This is a genomic window from Paraburkholderia ultramafica (assembly GCF_902859915.1).
GTDB lineage: Bacteria > Pseudomonadota > Gammaproteobacteria > Burkholderiales > Burkholderiaceae > Paraburkholderia > Paraburkholderia ultramafica.
Window position 1 is genome coordinate 191120 of record NZ_CADIKK010000005.1, and the last position, 17913, is coordinate 209032.

Consider the following 17913-nt stretch of genomic DNA (forward strand, 5'->3'; position numbering starts at 1 on the left):
GCCGCTTTGCTCGCCTGGCTATCACGCACACCCCACTACGATCCAATTCATGACCGATGTTCCCCTCGTCCTCGCTGACGGCATCGTCCGGCGCGACGCGCTGCGCGGCCAGGCGCTGTTGCAGCCGACCACCTTCGCGCTGCACACAGGCGACCGCGTCGCGATCACCGGGCCGTCCGGCTCGGGCAAGAGCGTATTTCTGCGCGCACTCGCACTGCTCGATCCACTCGATGCCGGACGCATCATGTGGCATGACGCGCCGGTCGCGCGCGCCGCGATTCCGCGTTACCGGCGCAACGTCGCGTATATCCGCCAGCGGCCGGCGCTGCTCGACGGCAGTGTCGAAGATAACCTGCGCTATCCGTTCGAGCTGCGCGCCTATCGCGACGTGCGCTTCGATCGCGCGCGAGCGGCCAGTCTCGCCGCCCAGGCCGGCCGCGCCGACGACTTTCTCGACAAGCGCGCGAGCGAACTGTCCGGTGGCGAAGCGCAGATCACCGCGCTGATTCGCGTGCTGCAACTGGCACCCGAGGTGCTGCTGCTCGACGAACCCACCGCGTCGCTCGATCCGCAGTCGTCGCGGGCGATCGAGGGGCTGGTGCACGCATGGTTCGACGCTGATCCCTCCCACCATGCTTCGATCTGGGTATCGCACGACCCGGCGCAAGCCGCACGCATGAGCAAACGGCATCTGACGATGCGCGCCGGCGTGCTCGACGAAGCCGTGGCGGCAACGCCCGCGCCTCAGGAGTTTGGCCAATGACACTGCAAAACCTGAGTCTGTGGGACGTCGCGATAGCCGCGCTGCTGATCGTCGTGAACGGGGCGGTGTCGGTGGCATTGAAGCTCGATCTCGAACGCAAGCTCGCGTGGGCCGCGCTACGCACGGTGGTTCAGTTGCTGGCCATCGGCTATGTGCTCGGCTGGGTGTTCCGCTACGACCGCTGGTTCGTCGTGCTGCCGCTGATGATCGTGATGACGCTGATCGCCGGGTTCGCGGGCGCGCAGCGCGGCAACCACACCTATGCCGGGCAACGCGCGGACAGCGTGCTGTCGATCTGGGTCAGTTCGTGGCTGGTGGCCGCCGTCGGGCTGTTCGTCGTGATCCGCATTCATCCGTGGTACGAGCCGCAATATGCGATTCCGATCCTCGGCATGATCCTCGGCAATACGCTGACTGGCGTGTCGCTCGGCATTGAACGGATGACCGAGGAATTGACGGCGCGGCGCGACCGCGTCGACATGGCGCTCGCGCTCGGCGCGACGCGCTGGGAAGCGGCGCAGGCACCGGCGCGGCAGGCGGTGCGCGCAGGCATGATGCCGACGTTGAATCAGATGGCGGTGGTCGGCGTGGTGAGCCTGCCCGGCATGATGACCGGCCAGGTGCTGGCCGGCCAGTCGCCGTTGCAGGCGGTGCGCTATCAGATCGTCATCATGTTCCTGATCGCCGCGTCGTCTGCGTTGGGGACCGTGGGCGCGGTGCTGCTGACGTACCGGCGGCTCTTCTCGGCGGAGCACCGGTTTCTGTCGGCGCGACTGGTGGAGCGCGCAGCGGCACGGCGGTAAGCGGCGCGGCGGTATGCCGTGCGCCGCATGACCTGGCGGCGCACGGCGCGTGCGCCGCGCGAGTCAGGCAGGGCCGCAAGCCAGGGCACGCCGTGCTAACCGTGCGCGCCGGCATCAACGCTTCGCGCTGACCGCCACTTCGGTGCCGTCGTTGAGCGTGAGCGTTTTCGTGCTGCCGTTGACCGGCATCGTAAAGCGCAGAATCTGACTCACTTTCACATCGTTCGGACACTTGAGCGTTTTGCCGCCGCTCGTCACCGTCTTCACTCCGTGCGGCGTCTGTGCCTGGAAGCTCATCTGCACGCTCGCCGTGCCGTCACTGGACACGACCGGCGCAAAGCGGATCTGCGTCTGGCGAATCATCGCGCCGTTGGTGTCGAGCGGCAGCGAAGAATAGTTCGGACAAGCATCCGTACCGGCCACCGGGCCGCCCGGCGGCACGGTCTTCCACGTGAAGTCGTCCGACTCGCCGGAGCGGATCGTGCGGGTTTCCTGGGAATTGCCGAACTGCTTCGACGTGACGCGGACCGTGTAGCGGATCGGACCGTCGAGCGCGGACTGGGACGTCACCGTGATCGGCGTGGCAGCGTGAGCCACTGGCACGAACATGCCGGACGCGAGCGCGCAAGCGAGAGAAGCGACAACGGAAACGGCGGAGAGTTTGAAGCTGGAGCTCATACTGTCACCTCGTTGTTGTGCCGCTGCGCGCCCGCTTCAGCGCTACTGCCTGTAAGCCGCCTGACTGAGGCCGGTTGAGCCCGGCCAGCCGGGCCGCGAGACACGCAACTGTTTTTGCATGATGCACCACCAGTCTAACGCCAAGCGCGACGCTGCGCGTGCCGCGCCAGCTCGGGTGTTAACCCCGCTTGCGGCGATACGTTTTCTGCGTGTGTGATCGGCGACGCGCCGCCATCACAGGACGCTCACGGCGCGCGCCTGCTGCACCGGACCACCCGCCGCATCAGCCTCACGCAGGACGGTGAAGTGTTCATGACCCGTGCCGAAGCGCTGCTCGACGCGACCGTCGCCGCGCGCGCGTCGGTGGGCCGCGCGCAAGCCGAGCCCCGATGCGCCTGCTTGCCGACGTCGCGCGGCGCGTCCTCGTGTTGCGATTCCGGGTTCTGATCGGTTTCGTGCGGCAGCGGCGCGGCGGCATCCTGCAACGAACGCGGCTGCTTGCCCACCTGCGGATCGGCCTGCTTGTCGCCGTCTGACGATTACGCTGCGGTCTTCATGATGTGCTCCTTCCCGTTTTGAACGAGGTCGGCTGGCAAGCGCTCATTGCGCTCCGTCCAGACGTTTTTTCATGGCGGCCGTGATGCGCTGACGTGTCTTCGCATAGTCCGCCCACGGATCGCTTTTGAGGCCGGCGAGGCGCTCGTGCAGGCTCTCGATGGTCCACTGATCGCCGCTCGTGGTGACCGCGACTTCGTCCCATGAGAGCGGCACCGACACGCCCAAGCCCGGCCGCGCACGCGCCGAGAATGCGGCCACCGTGCTCGAGCCGCGGTTGTTGCGCAGGTAATCGACAAAAATTTTCTGCTTGCGATTCTGCGTGCCCATCTTCGCGCTGAAGTATTTGGGCAGCGTCGTCGCCATGTGCTGCGCGACGGCTTGCGAAAAGTCCTTCACCTCGTCCCAGCCGGCCTGCTTCGCGAGCGGCACGACGACATGCAGGCCCTTGCCGCCGCTGGTTTTGCAGAACGACTCGAGGCCGAGTTCTTCAAGCAGCGAACGCGTGAGTTGCGCGGCTTCGATCATGCGCTCCCAGCCGAGCGACGCGTCGGGATCGAGATCGAACACCATGCGATCGGGCTTTTCGATATTCGACGCGACGGCATTCCACGTGTGAAATTCGACCGTGCCCATTTGCGCGGCGCCGACCAGCGCGCCGAGTGTTTCGACGGTAATCAGCGGCGGGTGGCCGGCGTCGAGGCCGGCATGCCGTGTGACGTTTGGAATCGACAGTTTCTGGCTGTGCCTCTGGAAGAACAGCTCGCCGCCGATGTCCTCGGGCGCGCGCACCAGCGATACCGGCCGGTCTCGCAGATGCGGCAGCATCCAGTCGGCGACTGATTCGTAGTACTGCACGAGATCGATCTTGCGCGTGCCGGTGCTTTTGTCGATTACGCGGTCGGGGTGGGAGATGCGTACGCTTGCGACTTCGGTGGACGTGGGTGATTTTGTTGTTGTGGGAGATTTTTTCTTTTTCACTGCCCCGGATGCAGGCGCGGCACTCGCGGGAGTTTTCGACGCCGCGCGTTTCTTCGGCGCGGCATCGGGCCCGGTATCGGTTTGCTGTTGCACGTCGGCTCCTTGACGGGATGTTTCCTTGACGATCTGAAGCGCCGGCTTGTCGTCGCGCAGACCCACGAACGACGCCTGGCGCACGATGCCATCGCTGGTCCATTCGGCGAAATTGCATTCGGCGACGAGCACCGGTTCGACCCAATGCACCGGCGTGCGACTACGCTCTCGCGGCGCGCTGGCAAACGGCATGCGTTGGGTCTCGTGCGCGTCGAGCGCCTGCTTGACCGAGCGCAGCAACGCGGCGTCGAAGCCGGTGCCGACCCGTCCCGCGTATTGCAACCGGCCTTCGCCATCGTAGACGCCGAGCAGCAGCGCGCCGAACGCCGCGCGAGTGCCGGCCGGCTCCGAATAGCCGCCGATCACGAACTCCTGGCGTCGCCGGCACTTCAGTTTGATCCACGCGGACGAGCGCCCCGACAGGTAACCGCTATCGCGCCGCTTGCCGATGATGCCTTCGAGTCCCATGTCGCATGCGCTCTTGAGCAGTTCGTCGGCGCTGAACTCGAAGTCGTTCGAGAAGCGCAGCACGCTGTCGTCAACCTCCTCCAGCAGCGCGCGCAGAATCGCGCGGCGCTGTTCGAGCGGCACGCCGCGCAAGTCGTAGCCATTCAGAAACGGCAGATCGAACAGGTAGATGACGATGTCCTGCGGGCGATTCGAGTCGAACGCGTTTTGCAGCGCCTGAAAACCCGGCACGCCGTGTTCGTCCAGCACGACCGCTTCGCCGTCAAGCCATGCGCTTTCGAGGCCGAGCTGTTCGAGGGTGTCGACCTGCTTGCTGAACTTCACAGTCCAGTCGTTGCCGGCGCGCGTGAACACTTTGACGGCGCCGCGTTTGGCAGACCGATCGATGCGGGCCAGCACGCGGTAGCCGTCGAACTTGATTTCGTACGACCAGTCGCCGCCGGGTGGCGGGGCGTCGACGAGCGTCGCCAGTTGGGGCTTGAAGGTGACGGGCAGACGGGCTTTGACGGTCCCTTCGATTGAGGGCGACGCGGCGAGTTCGCGCAGCGACCGCGTGGTGCGAGTGGAGACGACGTCGGGCCGCTTCGGGTCGGTGCGGCTGGATGACGCGGACTTCGTGGTGCTCCTGGCCGCGGCTTTTACAGTGGACGTGGACGTGTGTGACGCTGCCGCCGCCCCACCACCGCCAAGCACGCTCCCCGGCCGCATCTTTAGAACGTCAAACTCGCTCTCATTGCGCGCCTCGGCGTCGCGCTCCTTGATCAGCAGCCACTGTTCCTTGTCGCCGCTGCCGCGCATACGACTACGCACCAGTGTCCAGGCGCCGTGCAGCTTCTCACCGTGAAGTCTGAACTTGAGCTTGCCGGCTGCATAGGAACGCGCCGCCTCGGCTGCGCCCCCGACCGGTTCCCACGTGCCACGATCCCAGACGATCACACTGCCCGCCCCATAATTGCCGGGAGGAATTTCCCCTTCGAACGAACCATATTCGACCGGGTGATCTTCGACATGCACCGCCAGCCGCTTCACCGACGGATCGAGACTCGGCCCCTTCGGCACGGCCCACGACAACAGCGTGCCGTTCAATTCGAGCCGGAAGTCGTAGTGCAGACGCCGCGCGTCATGCTCCTGAATCACATACGAGAGCGCTTCGTCCGATGCACGCATCGCCGTTGTCCGGCCAGCTCGCTTGCGAATCGCGACCGCGCCGGAAGGCTCCGGGGTTTCGTCGAAGCGACGCTTGCGATGGTACGGGTCGAGTCGGTCGTTCATGGCGTTGACATCGTCGCGAGTGGGTGTGCTGTAGCGCGGCGCTAACGATCACCCCTGCATTCAGGCAGCCGCGCGCCGCTTGCGGGCCGCCGGCGCCGCTGCGGCCTTACCTGTCGTTGTCGTCGTGCGGCCGCCTGCATCGCCGCCTGCGCCGCGACTGCGAGACGTGCTCGCCGCACGCGTCGCACGAGGCTTCTTGCGGGCCGGCGCCGAAGGCTCATGCTCGGCTTCGGCGCCGCCGTCTTCGTCGTCATCGTCCGCCGCACGCTTGCGCGCGCCAGCCGCCGGCTTACCCTTGCCACGCCCCAGGCTGCGTTTGAGCAGATCGGACAAATCGAGAATATCGGCCGATTGACGCGACTCCCGCGGAGCTTCGACCTCTGTGATCTCCTCAGTCTTCCCCGCCCGAATCTTCCGATCGACCAGCGCCATGATGTCGTCGCGAAACGTGTCGTGATACTGCGACGGATCCCACGCATCGCTCATGTCGTCGATCAGCTTTTTCGCCATGTCGAGTTCCCGCGCCGACACGCCGGCGGCCTTCATCCCTTCGGGCGGCAGCTTGAATTCGTCGAAGCCGCGCACTTCGGCGGCCCAGCGCAGCGTGTTCAGCGCCAGTACCGGGCCGACCGGAATCAGCGCCGCCAGATGCTGCTTGTTGTGCAGCACGACACTCGCGACGCCGACCTTGCCCGACGCCTTCATCGCTTCGCGCAACAACGCATACACCTTTTCGCCCTTGCGGTCGGGCGTCAGGAAGTACGGCGTGTCAAGATAGAGAAACGAGATGGCAGGAGCGTCGACGAACGCCAGGATATCGACCGTTTGCGTCGACTCGGGATTCGCCGCGCGGATCTCGTCGTCCGACAGCACGACGTACTTGTCCTTTTCATACTCGAACCCGCGCACGATGTTCTCGCGGCTCACATCCTTGCCGGTGCGCTTGTTGATCTGCTTGTAGCCGACCGGATCGATCGTGCGCTTGTCGAGCAGATTGAAGCCGACTTTCTCCGACTGCGTCGCCGGATACAGCTGCACCGGCACGTGGACGAGCCCGAAACTGATTGCGCCTTTCCAGATCATGTGTGCCATCGTGCGCTCCCGTGGGCCTAAGACCTGATATGAAGCAGCAAGCGTGCCACGGTTTTTCAGCCCGAGCCGGCGCGTGGCGTGCTGCGGGCGGCCTTCGGCACAGGCTGTAAGTCTTGCCGTCAGACCGGCAAAAGATACGGCGTGCGGCACTATGCCGGCCCGGCTTCGGGCGCAGGTTCGAGCTCGACCGGCACCGCCGCGAAGCCGCGAAAACGCACGCGTCCGCCGCGCGTCGGCTCACCATCCAGGCGATACGCCGGAAAGCGCTGCACGAAACGTCCGATGGCGATGCGCGCCTCGAGTCGCGCGAGCGACAACCCGGCGCACTGGTGGATGCCGAAGCCGAACGCGAGATGCCGGTTCGGATCGCGGCGGATGTCGAAGCGGTCCGGTTCCGGGAACTGCTCCGGGTCGCGGTTGGCCGCGCCGATGCACAACGTGACCGGCGTACCGCGAGCAACCGCGACGCCGCCGATCTCGGTGTCGACAGTCGTCATCCGGTTGCCGAGCTGGTTCGAACTTTCGTAGCGCAAACACTCCTCGACCGCCGACTCGATCAGCGACGGCTCGCGCAACAACGCGGCGCGCTGCTCGGGCCAGTCGGTCAGCGTGACGAGCCCATTGCCGATCAGGTTGGTGGTCGTCTCGTGGCCGGCATTCAGAATGAAAATGCAGTTTTGCAGCAGCTCCGCTTCCGACAATTGCTCGCCGCCCTTTTCGTCCCCTTCGCCCTGGATCAGCCGCGTCAGCACGTCGTGCTGCGGGTCGCCCGGCTCGCGCCGGCGTCGCGCGACCAGATCGCGCAGATAGTCGACGAATTCGCTCACCGCGCGATTGCCCCGTTCGAGTTGCGCTTCGGTGAGCGACGGCTCGAGCGCGCCGAGTATCGCGAGCGACCAGTCGCGCAGCGGCTCGCGCTCGGCGTGCGGCACGTCCAGCAGATTGCCGATGATCTCGACCGGAATCGCCGACGCGAACTCGCCGATCAGATCGATGCGGCCACGCTCGGCCGCCGCATCGAGCAAGCCGTCGACGAGGCGGACCAGACCCGGCTCCATCGCCACGATCGCGCGCGCGGTGAGCGCGCCAGCGATCAGTTTGCGCACCCGCGTGTGGCGCGGTGGATCGTTGAAGACCAGACTGGTCGTGTGATGAGCGTAGAGCGGCGAGTCGCCGTATTTCGGCCTGAATTCGACGGTCTTGTCGGAGCTGAAGGCTTTCGGGTCGCGGTAGACCGCCTGCACGTCGCGGAAGCGGGTCAGAAACAGTGAACCGTCCGGCATGCGCTTGATCGGCTCGTGGGTGCGCAGCGCGTGGTAGACCGGATAGGGATCGGCGTAGAACGCGAGGCTCAGGTGGCGCAGATCGAAGTCGCGTGCAAGGGAGGATACGTCGCTGGCGGTCGCCGGGGTCATGCGTTGTCTCCGTAGGGGTGCGCCTTGTTGCTTGTGCCAGTGCGTTTCCTGTGCTGTGCGTCGTGCGCGTTGGGGGCGTGACGATCAGAAGGTGCAATGGTTGCGGGGCGTCGTTGGAAGCGACAGTATGAACCGGGCTTTGAAGGATTGCACAGCGCTATGCAAAGCGGAACGCACGGCGGCCGCTTGCGGCGGCGCATCTCGTAGAACCGATACAATAGCGGAATTTTCCGCGCGCGCCGCGCGCCCTCTTTCCAGCGTCACTGCGTCGTCCATGAACCTCGTCATTCAAAGCCCCGCGCCCCTTTCCCCCGACCACCACAAAACGCTCGTTGCGCTCGCACGCGGTTCGCAAGCGACCATCATCGACGCGAACGCGCTGCGCATCGCCGACGCAAGCGCCGCACAGCGCGCCGACGTCGAAGTCTATTGCGGCACTCATCAGTTGGACTACGCGTTCGTCGAAGCTGGCCGCGAGCTGCGCGACTTCGGATTGGTCGCAATGGACATGGATTCGACGCTGATCACGATCGAATGTATCGACGAGATCGCCGACTTCTGCGGACTGAAAGCGGAAGTGGCCGCGATCACCGAGGCCTCGATGCGCGGCGAGATCAAGGACTTCAACGAAAGTCTGACGCGCCGCGTGGCGCTGCTCAAGGGTCTCGACGCAAGCGCGCTCGAACGCGTTTACGAGGAGCGGCTGCAACTGTCGCCGGGCGCGGAGCGGATGCTGGCCGGCGCGAAACAGGCAGGATTGAAAACGCTGCTGGTGTCGGGCGGATTCACGTTCTTTACCGAAAAGCTGAAGGCTCGCCTGGGTCTCGATTTCACGCGCGCGAACACGCTCGAAATCGTGGACGGCAAGCTGACCGGCAACGTGATCGGCGAGATCGTCAACGCTGACGTGAAAGCGCGCACGCTGCGCGAAACATGCGCCACACTCGGCATCGAACCCGCTCGCGCGATTGCGATGGGCGACGGTTCGAACGATCTGAAAATGATGGCCGCAGCGGGACTATCCGTTGCATTTCGCGCGAAGCCGGTGGTGCGCGAAGCGGCCAGCGTGGCGTTCAACCATGTTGGACTGGACGGGTTGCTGCGGTTGTTCTGATGCCGGGGTGGTGCCTGGTGGTCCCTGGATGATGCCTGTTCGATGCGCTGGCCAGCCCGGTGGCTGGCTCAGCGCTGACCGGCGCGTTATCTTTTCAGAACGTCCGCCCGTAATGGACATTGACCGAGCCCGACATCACGAGGATGGATCAGACGAACCCCACCAGACAGAGTCCCACCATGCGGAACACCAGAGTCGGCATCTCACGACTCCCTCGCTCGAACGCCGCCGCCACCTCATAAACTGCGGACGCACACAGTCCGATCGCACACCAGAACAGTTGGCCGTCTTTCACCGATGCGGCGATCAACGCCTTCGCGACACGCCAGCCGTGCGCGGGTGCGACAAGCGCCAGCGTGAAGATCGGGCCGACAATCGGCACGCCAAAATTCAGCAACATCCAGAAGAAAAGATTCATCGACTCTCACCATCGTGCGGCAACCGTTAGTCAGGATGCGCACCATCGTAGCGTCGAGATCCAGTTCCGGCCATTCAGCCGAATGGTTAGGCTTACTGGCTATCTTGACAAGAAAAAGCCCACCGGGAACACGTCCCGATGGGCTTACTCATCGCTGAAGCGAATAAGGTTCAGGCGTTCAGGCCAGCGCCGCCAGACACTGCTCGATATCCGCCCGCAAATCCGCCTCTTCTTCGAGGCCGATATAGAACCGCACCAGCGTCCCGCGATGCGGCCACTGCCCGGCGGTGCGCATCGACGCGACGTCGTACGGCATCACGAGGCTGTGCGCGCCGCCCCAACTCCAGCCGATCGAGAAGAGTTCGAGCGACTCGCAGAACGTATCGATTTGCGCCGCGCTGTAGCGGCCATCGAACACGACCGAAAACAGCCCGCCCGCCCCCGTGAAGTCGCGCTTGAAAATCTCATGGCCCGGGCAGTCGGCAATCGCCGGGTGCAACACCGCGGCGATTTCCGGACGGCTCTTCAGCCACTTTGCCAGACCGAGCGCCGCGCGGTCGTGCTGGGCGAAGCGCAACTGCATCGACGGCAGGCTGCGCAGGATCAGCGAGCAGTCGTCCGACGAGACGCCGATCCCCATGCGCATGCGCGCTGCCTTCAGCTTCAGATGCAGTTCGCGGTCGACGGTGATGGTCGCGCCCATCAGCACGTCGCCGCCGCCCGACTGATACTTGGTCAGCGCCTGCACCGAGATGTCGACGCCGTGGTCGAACGGCCGGAACGCGAGCCCCGCGGACCACGTGTTGTCGATCGCCGTGATGACGTTGCGCGCGCGCGCCGCCGCGGTGATCGCGGGCACGTCGGCCACTTCCATCGTCACCGAGCCGGGCGCTTCGAGCCAGATCAGGCGCGTGTTCGGCTGGATCAGATCGGCAATGCCCGCGCCGATCATCGGATCGTAGTAGCGCACCGTGACGCCGAAATCGCGCGCCAGCCAGTCGCCATGATCGCGATTCGGCGAGTAGACGTTATCGGGAATCAGCACGTCGTCGCCTGCCTTGACGAGACCGAAGTACACGTTCGAAATCGACGACAGCCCCGACGGCTGCAACAACGCGTGCTTGCCGCCCTCGATGGCGGCGAGGCGCTGCGCCAACGCGAGCGAGGTCGGCGTCGCGTGCAGGCCGTAGCGCCATTGCGCGTCGTTTTTCCAGTCGAGCGCGCGCATCGTCGCGAGATCGGGGAACACGACCGTCGACGCCCGCGTGACCGGTATCGAGAACGACTCGAAGCCCGGCGTAAGTTGGTCCTTGGCGCGCACGGTGCGGGTTTGCAGACCGCGTTTGAGTTTGGATTGGGTCATGGTGAAGTTTGGTGAATGCAGACAGGAAGACAGAAGCAGACGGAAGCGGCGCCCACGCGGTTTCAGCGCGTACGCCGCCTATGCAAGAGTAGACGAGCCGGCGGGATTTCGTCAGACGAACGGCCAGTGAAGCCGCTCGGCCTGCACGGCAGCGGCTTCACTCGCCGGTTTGCAGGTTGCTGACGCCGCCCACGGGATGCCCGCCGGTGGCAGCCGCCGGGGCCGGCGCAGCGGCTGCCCCGCTTGCCGACGGTTGCGGCGCGGGCGCCGCTTTGGCCGCAGCATTGGCCGCAGCCGGCGCGCCAGGAGCCGGCACCGCCTGCCCCGCCGCGAGCGGCTTCAGATCGAACGGCTGCGGGCCGGAATCGTCGACGTTCATCCGCTCGCCCGCGACCGAGCCGTCCGCCGCGAACTTGCCGACCCAGTTGCCGGTGATATGGGTGCCGTCGTTCGATTCCTCGACTTCGAGCGTATCGCCATCGCGATCACCCGCGATCAGGATCACTTCGCCGGTGTCAGTGTACTGGTACTCGCCGTGCACGCCGGACGGATCGTCGGTTTTCGCGCCGAGCCGCAGCACGATCTGACGCTTGCCCAGCATGCCGGCATAGCGCGGAAATCTGGCGAACTCGGGGCTCGGCTTGAGCGGCAACTGAATCGACGGGGGCGCCGCCAGCTCTTTGACCGCGGCGCTTTCCGCCGATGCCTGCGCGGGCAGCAACGCCGCCGCGCCGGCACACAACAACGCGGCAACGCTCATGATTGCCCAACCGCGCCGCGCCATCATGCCCTTCGGCGTATCCTGCACCGCGCCCTTCATCGCTTTCGATTCCCGCATCCGTTCCTTCCTCGTTGCTTGATACCTGCCTGATACCTGCCTGATACCTGGATTGCTACCGGCGCCCCCGCGCGCGTCAGATCCGCTCGAAGATCGCCGCGATACCCTGCCCGCCGCCGATACACATCGTGACCAGCGCGTAGCGCCCGCCAATCCGCTGCAATTCGTACAGCGCCTTGACGGTAATCAGCGCGCCGGTCGCGCCGATCGGGTGGCCGAGCGAAATGCCCGAGCCGTTCGGGTTGACCTTGGCCGGATCGAAGCCGAGCTCCTTGCTGACCGCGCAGGCCTGCGCGGCGAACGCTTCGTTGGCCTCGATCACGTCGAGGTCGGCGACCGTCAGGCCGGCCCGCTCGAGCGCCTTGCGGCTGGCCGGCACCGGACCGATGCCCATGTAAGCCGGATCGACGCCGGCATGCGCGTACGACACCAGCCGCGCCAGCGGCTTCACTCCACGCTGCTCGGCGACGCTGCGCTCCATCAGCACGACCGCCGCGGCGGCGTCGTTGATGCCCGACGCATTGCCGGCCGTCACCGTGCCGTTTTCCTTTGCGAACACCGGCTTCAACTTCGAGAAGTCTTCCGCCGATGCGTTCATCCGCGTGTGTTCGTCCGTGTCGAATACGACGTCGCCTTTCTTCGACGCCAGAGTGACCGGCACGATCTGTTCCTTGAAGTAACCGCTCGTGATCGCGTGGGCCGCGCGGCGATGCGATTCGAGCGCGAGCGCGTCCTGCGCTTCGCGCGAGATGTCGTATTTGCGCGCGACGTTCTCGGCGGTCACGCCCATGTGGACCGACTGGAACGGATCGTTCAGCGCGCCGACCATCATGTCGACGAGGCGCGCGTCACCCATGCGCTGACCAAAGCGCGCGGCGGCCATCGAGTAAGGCGCGCGGCTCATGTTTTCCGCGCCACCGCCGATCGCGATGTCGGCGTCGCCGAGCAGGATGCTTTGCGCGGCCGACACGATCGCCTGCAGGCCCGAGCCGCACAGCCGGTTCACCGTCAACGCGGGCGTGTGCTGCGCGACGCCGCCGTTGATCGCGGCCACGCGCGCCAGATACATGTCTTTCGGTTCGGTGTGCACGACATTGCCGAACACCACATGGCCGACTTCGTCGCCCGATACGCTGGCGCGCGCCAGCACTTCACGCACCACGCGTGCGCCGAGCTCGGTCGGCGCAAAGTCCTTCAGACTGCCGCCGAAACCGCCGATTGCCGTACGCACACCGCTTACCACTACTACGTCCCGTTGCATCGCTCGCTCCTCTTTCAGTCTCTCAAGATGATCCTGCGTCAGGGGGCCGCGCGTCGCAGCGCGTGAGTTCAGCCCGCCAGCAGGCGTTCGACTGTCGCGCGCGAAGGAATCGGCGCAACCGCGCCGTAACCTTGCGTCGACAGCGCCGCGGCGACGTTCGCATAACGCGCCGCTGCAAAAGGATCGTCGCCCGCGACGATGCGCGCGACGAACGCGCCGCCGAAGCAGTCGCCCGCGCCGGTGGCATCGACCGCATTGACGACGTGGCCCGGCACGACGCGCCGCTCGTCGGGCGTCGCGACGTACGAGCCTTCCTTGCCGAGCTTCAGCGCGACCACGCGCGGACCGTGCGACAGCAGGAAGTCGACGATCTCGTCACGGCCGGTCAAGCCGATGAGTTCGGTGACGTCGTCCCAGCTCGGCAGACAGATGTCGGTCTGGCGGATCGCTTCGAGCATCACCGCGCGGGCCCGTGCGAGCGGCCACAGCTTCAGGCGCAGGTTGGTGTCGAAGCTCACGCGCACGCCGTTGGCGCGCGCATGCGCGATCGCTTCCAGCGCGGCGTCGCACGCGCTCAGGCTGATCGCGAGGCTGATCCCGGACAGATGAACGACCTTGGCCGCGGCGATCGCGTCGAGCGGCAGATCGTGCGGCGCATAGCGGCTCGCCGCCGAACCCGCGCGCAGATAGTCGAACGCGTGGCCGTCGGGGCCATGGGACACGAAATAGACGCCGGTGGGCGCGTGCGGATCGACGCGCACGAGCGACGTGTCCACCTGCTCGCGTTCCCACAGATCGATCAGCAAGCGCCCGAAATGATCCGCGCCGACCGCCGACACGAAGCCGGTCCGCGCGCCTTGCCGTGCCGCCGCGATGCAGAAGTTCGACGTGTCGCCGCCGAAGCCCTGCAGGTAGTTCGGCTGATCTTTCGCGGACTGGTTGAATTCGATCATCGCTTCGCCGAGCGCGAGGATTGCCGCGGGGCGGCCATCCGCGGGGCGGCCATCCGCGGGGCGGCCATCCGCGGGGCGGCCATCCGCGGGCCGGGTTTGCGAGGGCCGGCCTTCAGGCTGGGTGGCCATGTTCGCCGTCATCGCTTAGACCTCGCCCCACAGGTCGTGGCCATCGGCGCCGGTGATCTTCACCGACACGAAATCGCCGACCTTATAGCGCCTGGACGCCTTGGTGGCCGGCGCGATATAGACGACGCCGTCGATCTCCGGCGCATCCGCCGCGGTGCGGCCAATGCCGCCGTCGGCGTTGATCTCGTCGACCAGCACCTTCAGGGTCTTGCCGACCTTCTTCGCGATACGTTTGGCCGACACTTCCTCGGCCACTTCCATGAAGCGCGCGCGACGCTCCTCGCGCACTTCGTCGGGCAACGCGCCGTCGAGTTCGTTGGCGCTCGCACCTTCGACCGGCGAGTACGCAAAGCAGCCGACCCGGTCCAGCTCCGCCTCGCGGATGAAATCGAGCAGCGTCTGAAACTGCTCTTCAGTCTCACCCGGAAAGCCCGCGATGAACGTGCTGCGGATCGTCAGATCAGGGCACATCTCGCGCCATGCCTTGACGCGCTCCATCACCTTCTCCGCGTTGGCCGGGCGCTTCATGCGCTTGAGCACTTCGGGATGCGCGTGCTGGAACGGCACGTCGAGGTACGGCAGCACGTGGCCCTTGTACGGACCCTCGGCCATCATCGGAATCACTTCATCGACGCTCGGATACGGATACACGTAGTGCAGACGCACCCATGCGCCGTATTGCGCGGCGAGTTCACCGAGCGCGCCGACCAGATCGGTCATGCGCGTCTTGATCGGCTTGCCGTTCCAGAAGCCGGTGCGATATTTGACGTCGACGCCATACGCGCTCGTGTCCTGCGAAATCACCAGCAGTTCCTTCACGCCGGACTTGAACAGGTTTTCCGCTTCCAGCATCACCTCGGCGACGGGGCGCGACACGAGGTCGCCGCGCATCGACGGGATGATGCAGAACGTGCAGCGGTGGTTGCAGCCTTCAGAAATCTTCAGGTACGCGTAGTGGCGCGGCGTGAGCTTGATGCCCGCGGCGGGCACCAGATCGACGAACGGATCGTGCGGCTTCGGCAGATGCGTATGCACGTGCTGCATCACTTCACCGACCGCGTGCGGGCCGGTCACGGCCAGCACTTTCGGGTGCACCTCTTCGATCAGCCCCGAGCCGCTTCCACTCTTCTTCGCGCCGAGGCAGCCGGTGACGATCACCTTGCCGTTCTCGTTGAGCGCTTCGCCGATCGCGTCGAGACTTTCCTGCACCGCTTCGTCGATGAAGCCGCAGGTGTTGACGACCACGAGGTCCGCGCCGTCGTACGTGCCGGAAATCTCGTAACCTTCGGCGCGCAACTGGGTGATGATCTGCTCGGAGTCGACCAGGGCTTTCGGGCAGCCGAGCGAGACAAAGCCGACCTTCGGCGCGGCAATCGGGGCAATCGTGGGGGTGGCAGACATGGGGAACCGCTTGCAGACGTTAAACTTTGAATTGTAGCGGTTCGGCACGCCCACCGCTCGTAAGTCTTTGAATTTTAGCCTTCAACCGGCCTCAGCCTCGGCCGGATCGAGCCGCTCGACGCGCGCAGATCGAGGGGTCCGAGCTGATTCGCCAGGTGCCCGAGCACGCTCGATCACGCCCAGAATTTCATGTGAATCTTGCACCCGCCGGATCGCCGCATGCAGTTCGGCCGCCTGCGGCCAGGTCCGCTGCAGATAGCTGAGCCACTTCTTGACGCGCCCGTGCTCATGGCTGCATGCGACGCGGGCCTGCAATTGCTTCAGGTAGCCGGCAATGTAACGGAGCACGTCCTGCCACTCCCCGTTGGATGGGAATGGGTCCATCAGTCCGCGGATTCTCAGCGCGAGGAAAGGATCCGAGACGGCGCCGCGGCCGATCATCACGTCCGCGCAGCCGCTGACAGCCCGGCATCGCTCCCAGTCCGCCACGGTCCAGACTTCACCGTTCGCGATGACCGGCACGTCCACGGCGGCATCGATACGCGCGATCCACTCCCAGTGGGCCGGCGGCCGGTAGCCGTGATCGCGCGTGCGTGCATGCACGACGAGCGAGGCCGCACCGCCTTCCGCCAGCGCGACCGCGCAATCGATCGCCTGCGAAGTATCGGATACGCCAAGGCGCATTTTCGCTGTCACGGCGACGCTGGCCGGCACCGCGGCGCGAACCGACGAAACAATCCGGTTCAGTTGCTCGGGATCGGTCAGCAGCATGGCCCCGCCGCCATGCCGATTGACGAGCTTGGCGGGACAGCCGAAGTTCAGGTCGATCCCATGCGGCGACAAGGTGGCCGCGTGCGCAGCATTGCGGGCCATCCACTCAGGATCGCTGCCGAGCAACTGGATCACCATCGGCGTGCCGCTAGCCGTCAAGCTCCCGTGGAGGACTTCAGGCGCCTCTCTCTCATAGACGCGCGCGGGCAGCACGGAACCCGTCACACGGACGAACTCGGACACGCACCCGTCGAATCCGCCCGTGCTGGTCAGCACGTCGCGCAACACGTAGTCCGCAAGCCCCTCCATCGGGGCGAGAAACAGCCGGCTCATGCGGAAGTCCGCTGATGCGATCGGCTGGTCAACCGAGGCTGACCCATCCGGCCTTCGGATTCAAAGGGGTCGGCGCGGTGAGGGGTGTGATCTGCGACATAAGGCGAGCCCGGCGTATAGCGGTGACGATGGTGACAATGGGGAACGGCGCGGCAAGGACTGCAGGGGTTCAAGGGGTCATGAAACCCCCGCCCTGCGGAGAGGACGCCGCGCACGCACCCGCGATTGTACCGCGCGGGCGGCTATGCGCCTGTGCGACGCGTGGAAACGATCGTGAGCACAACGGGCACGTGCGACAGGCAAGCACTTGGGGGACGCACCCTCGCCGGTCGCCTGCGCCGGCGACAGCGCCGCCGCGATGCGCAATCCGAATCCGCCGGCCTCGCCGCCGCGATACCAACGCAAACGCCAACGCCGCAAACAACCCACGCCGCAGTTGCCCCGGAAGCCCCGGGACAACCCGCGCACCGTCATTTGCGCCTTTACTTCTTCTCCGGCTCCGGATTGGTTTGCGGCGTGCCCGGCGCGCTGTCGGCATTGACCGCGCTGCCCGGCGTAAACGGGAAAGTGGCGAACATCGACTTCGCCTGGTTCTGCATCTGCTCCTGCATCTGCACGAACATGTTCTTCGACTGCTCGATATAGCTGGTCATCATGCCCTGCATCATCGGGGCCTGCATGTTCATGAACTGCGACCAGACTTCCGGATTCATCGCCTTGCCTTCATACAGATTCTTCGACTGGTCGGCGAGCTTCGCCTGAATGTCGATGAAGGCCTGAATGTTCTTTTCCAGATACGTGCCCATCATCCCCTGCATCGCATGGCCATAGAAACGGATGATCTGCGACAGCATCGACGACGAGAACATCGGCAACCCGCCGCTCTCTTCTTCGAGAATGATCTGCAACAGGATGGCGCGCGTCAGATCCTCGTTGCTCTTCGCATCGATGACCTTGAAATCCTCCTGGTCCAGCACGAGCTGCTTCACGTCCGTCAGCGTGATGTACGTGCTTGTCTCGGTATCATAGAGCCGACGGTTCGGATATTTCTTGATCAGTCGTTCGGCTGTTTTCTTTGTAGTAGTAGTCATGTAACGCCTTTGAGCGCGAGTTGAGCGCGGAAACGGCGTCATGCCGGCTGCGCAATCGGGCAATTGCGCAACCGGGACGCCGCCGGAACCATCTGAGTCGAAGCGGGCCGCCTTGTGAGCG

General features: G+C 65.3%; 16 protein-coding genes and 1 pseudogene. 5 read left to right on the plus strand and 12 right to left on the minus strand.

What is annotated here, in order from left to right; genetic code table 11:
* Window positions 1-49 precede the first annotated feature (49 nt).
* Window positions 50-763 carry an ABC transporter ATP-binding protein gene (locus HV744_RS07425; RefSeq protein WP_175148883.1) on the plus strand — a complete coding sequence of 238 codons (714 nt, stop codon included), beginning with the start codon at window positions 50-52 and terminating at the stop codon, window positions 761-763.
* A complete protein-coding gene (locus HV744_RS07430; RefSeq protein WP_175148884.1) occupies window positions 760-1566 on the plus strand; it encodes an ABC transporter permease in 807 nt (268 codons plus the stop codon). The genes HV744_RS07425 and HV744_RS07430 overlap by 4 nt, the downstream gene beginning before the upstream one ends.
* Before the next feature lie 114 nt (window positions 1567-1680).
* Here the strand turns inward: HV744_RS07430 and HV744_RS07435 are convergent, their stop codons facing one another.
* Window positions 1681-2244: a DUF6013 family protein gene (locus tag HV744_RS07435; protein ID WP_175148885.1), complete on the minus strand. Its 564-nt coding sequence runs from the start codon at window positions 2242-2244 to the stop codon at window positions 1681-1683.
* A 249-nt stretch (window positions 2245-2493) separates the two neighbouring features.
* Here HV744_RS07435 and HV744_RS37195 point away from each other — a divergent pair.
* Window positions 2494-2634: pseudogene (locus tag HV744_RS37195) on the plus strand (LysR family transcriptional regulator); the annotation flags it as partial.
* Window positions 2634-2780: a hypothetical protein gene (locus tag HV744_RS07440; RefSeq protein WP_175148886.1), complete on the plus strand. Its 147-nt coding sequence runs from the start codon at window positions 2634-2636 to the stop codon at window positions 2778-2780. The pseudogene HV744_RS37195 and the gene HV744_RS07440, both read left to right, overlap by 1 nt.
* A gap of 64 nt (window positions 2781-2844) precedes the next feature.
* On the opposite strand, the gene ligD is transcribed toward HV744_RS07440, so the two are convergent.
* The 3 genes from ligD to HV744_RS07455 form a co-directional block, all read right to left on the minus strand.
* Window positions 2845-5613, minus strand: a complete 2769-nt coding sequence (gene ligD / locus HV744_RS07445; RefSeq protein ID WP_175148887.1) for a DNA ligase D — start codon at window positions 5611-5613, stop codon at window positions 2845-2847.
* Between the two features lie 60 nt (window positions 5614-5673).
* Window positions 5674-6705 (minus strand): non-homologous end joining protein Ku, encoded by a 1032-nt coding sequence (gene ku, locus HV744_RS07450; protein ID WP_175148888.1) that lies wholly within the window; start codon window positions 6703-6705, stop codon window positions 5674-5676.
* A 149-nt stretch (window positions 6706-6854) separates the two neighbouring features.
* Complete coding sequence (locus tag HV744_RS07455) at window positions 6855-8120, minus strand: cytochrome P450 (RefSeq protein WP_175148889.1); 1266 nt, start codon at window positions 8118-8120, stop codon at window positions 6855-6857.
* Window positions 8121-8394: 274 nt separating this feature from the next.
* On the opposite strand from HV744_RS07455, the gene serB reads away from it, so the two are divergent.
* Window positions 8395-9234 carry a phosphoserine phosphatase SerB gene (gene serB / locus HV744_RS07460; protein WP_175148890.1) on the plus strand — a complete coding sequence of 280 codons (840 nt, stop codon included), beginning with the start codon at window positions 8395-8397 and terminating at the stop codon, window positions 9232-9234.
* A 148-nt stretch (window positions 9235-9382) separates the two neighbouring features.
* Here the strand turns inward: serB and HV744_RS07465 are convergent, their stop codons facing one another.
* From HV744_RS07465 to phaR, 8 genes are all read right to left on the minus strand, one after another.
* A complete protein-coding gene (locus HV744_RS07465; RefSeq protein ID WP_246278974.1) occupies window positions 9383-9652 on the minus strand; it encodes a hypothetical protein in 270 nt (89 codons plus the stop codon).
* Window positions 9653-9830: 178 nt separating this feature from the next.
* Window positions 9831-11015, minus strand: a complete 1185-nt coding sequence (locus HV744_RS07470; RefSeq protein ID WP_175148891.1) for a cystathionine beta-lyase — start codon at window positions 11013-11015, stop codon at window positions 9831-9833.
* 157 nt (window positions 11016-11172) lie between these two features.
* Window positions 11173-11853 (minus strand): hypothetical protein, encoded by a 681-nt coding sequence (locus HV744_RS07475; RefSeq protein ID WP_175148892.1) that lies wholly within the window; start codon window positions 11851-11853, stop codon window positions 11173-11175.
* Window positions 11854-11929: 76 nt separating this feature from the next.
* Complete coding sequence (bktB, locus tag HV744_RS07480; protein ID WP_175148893.1) at window positions 11930-13114, minus strand: beta-ketothiolase BktB; 1185 nt, start codon at window positions 13112-13114, stop codon at window positions 11930-11932.
* 68 nt (window positions 13115-13182) lie between these two features.
* On the minus strand, window positions 13183-14196 hold the full coding sequence (locus HV744_RS07485) for a sugar kinase (protein ID WP_281363632.1): 1014 nt from the start codon (window positions 14194-14196) through the stop codon (window positions 13183-13185).
* Between the two features lie 15 nt (window positions 14197-14211).
* Window positions 14212-15597, minus strand: coding sequence for a 30S ribosomal protein S12 methylthiotransferase RimO (rimO, locus tag HV744_RS07490; protein WP_175148894.1), 1386 nt, complete (start codon window positions 15595-15597; stop codon window positions 14212-14214).
* 81 nt (window positions 15598-15678) lie between these two features.
* Complete coding sequence (locus HV744_RS07495; protein ID WP_175148895.1) at window positions 15679-16701, minus strand: tRNA dihydrouridine synthase; 1023 nt, start codon at window positions 16699-16701, stop codon at window positions 15679-15681.
* A gap of 482 nt (window positions 16702-17183) precedes the next feature.
* Window positions 17184-17792 (minus strand): polyhydroxyalkanoate synthesis repressor PhaR, encoded by a 609-nt coding sequence (gene phaR, locus HV744_RS07500; protein ID WP_175148896.1) that lies wholly within the window; start codon window positions 17790-17792, stop codon window positions 17184-17186.
* Window positions 17793-17913: the final 121 nt, after the last annotated feature.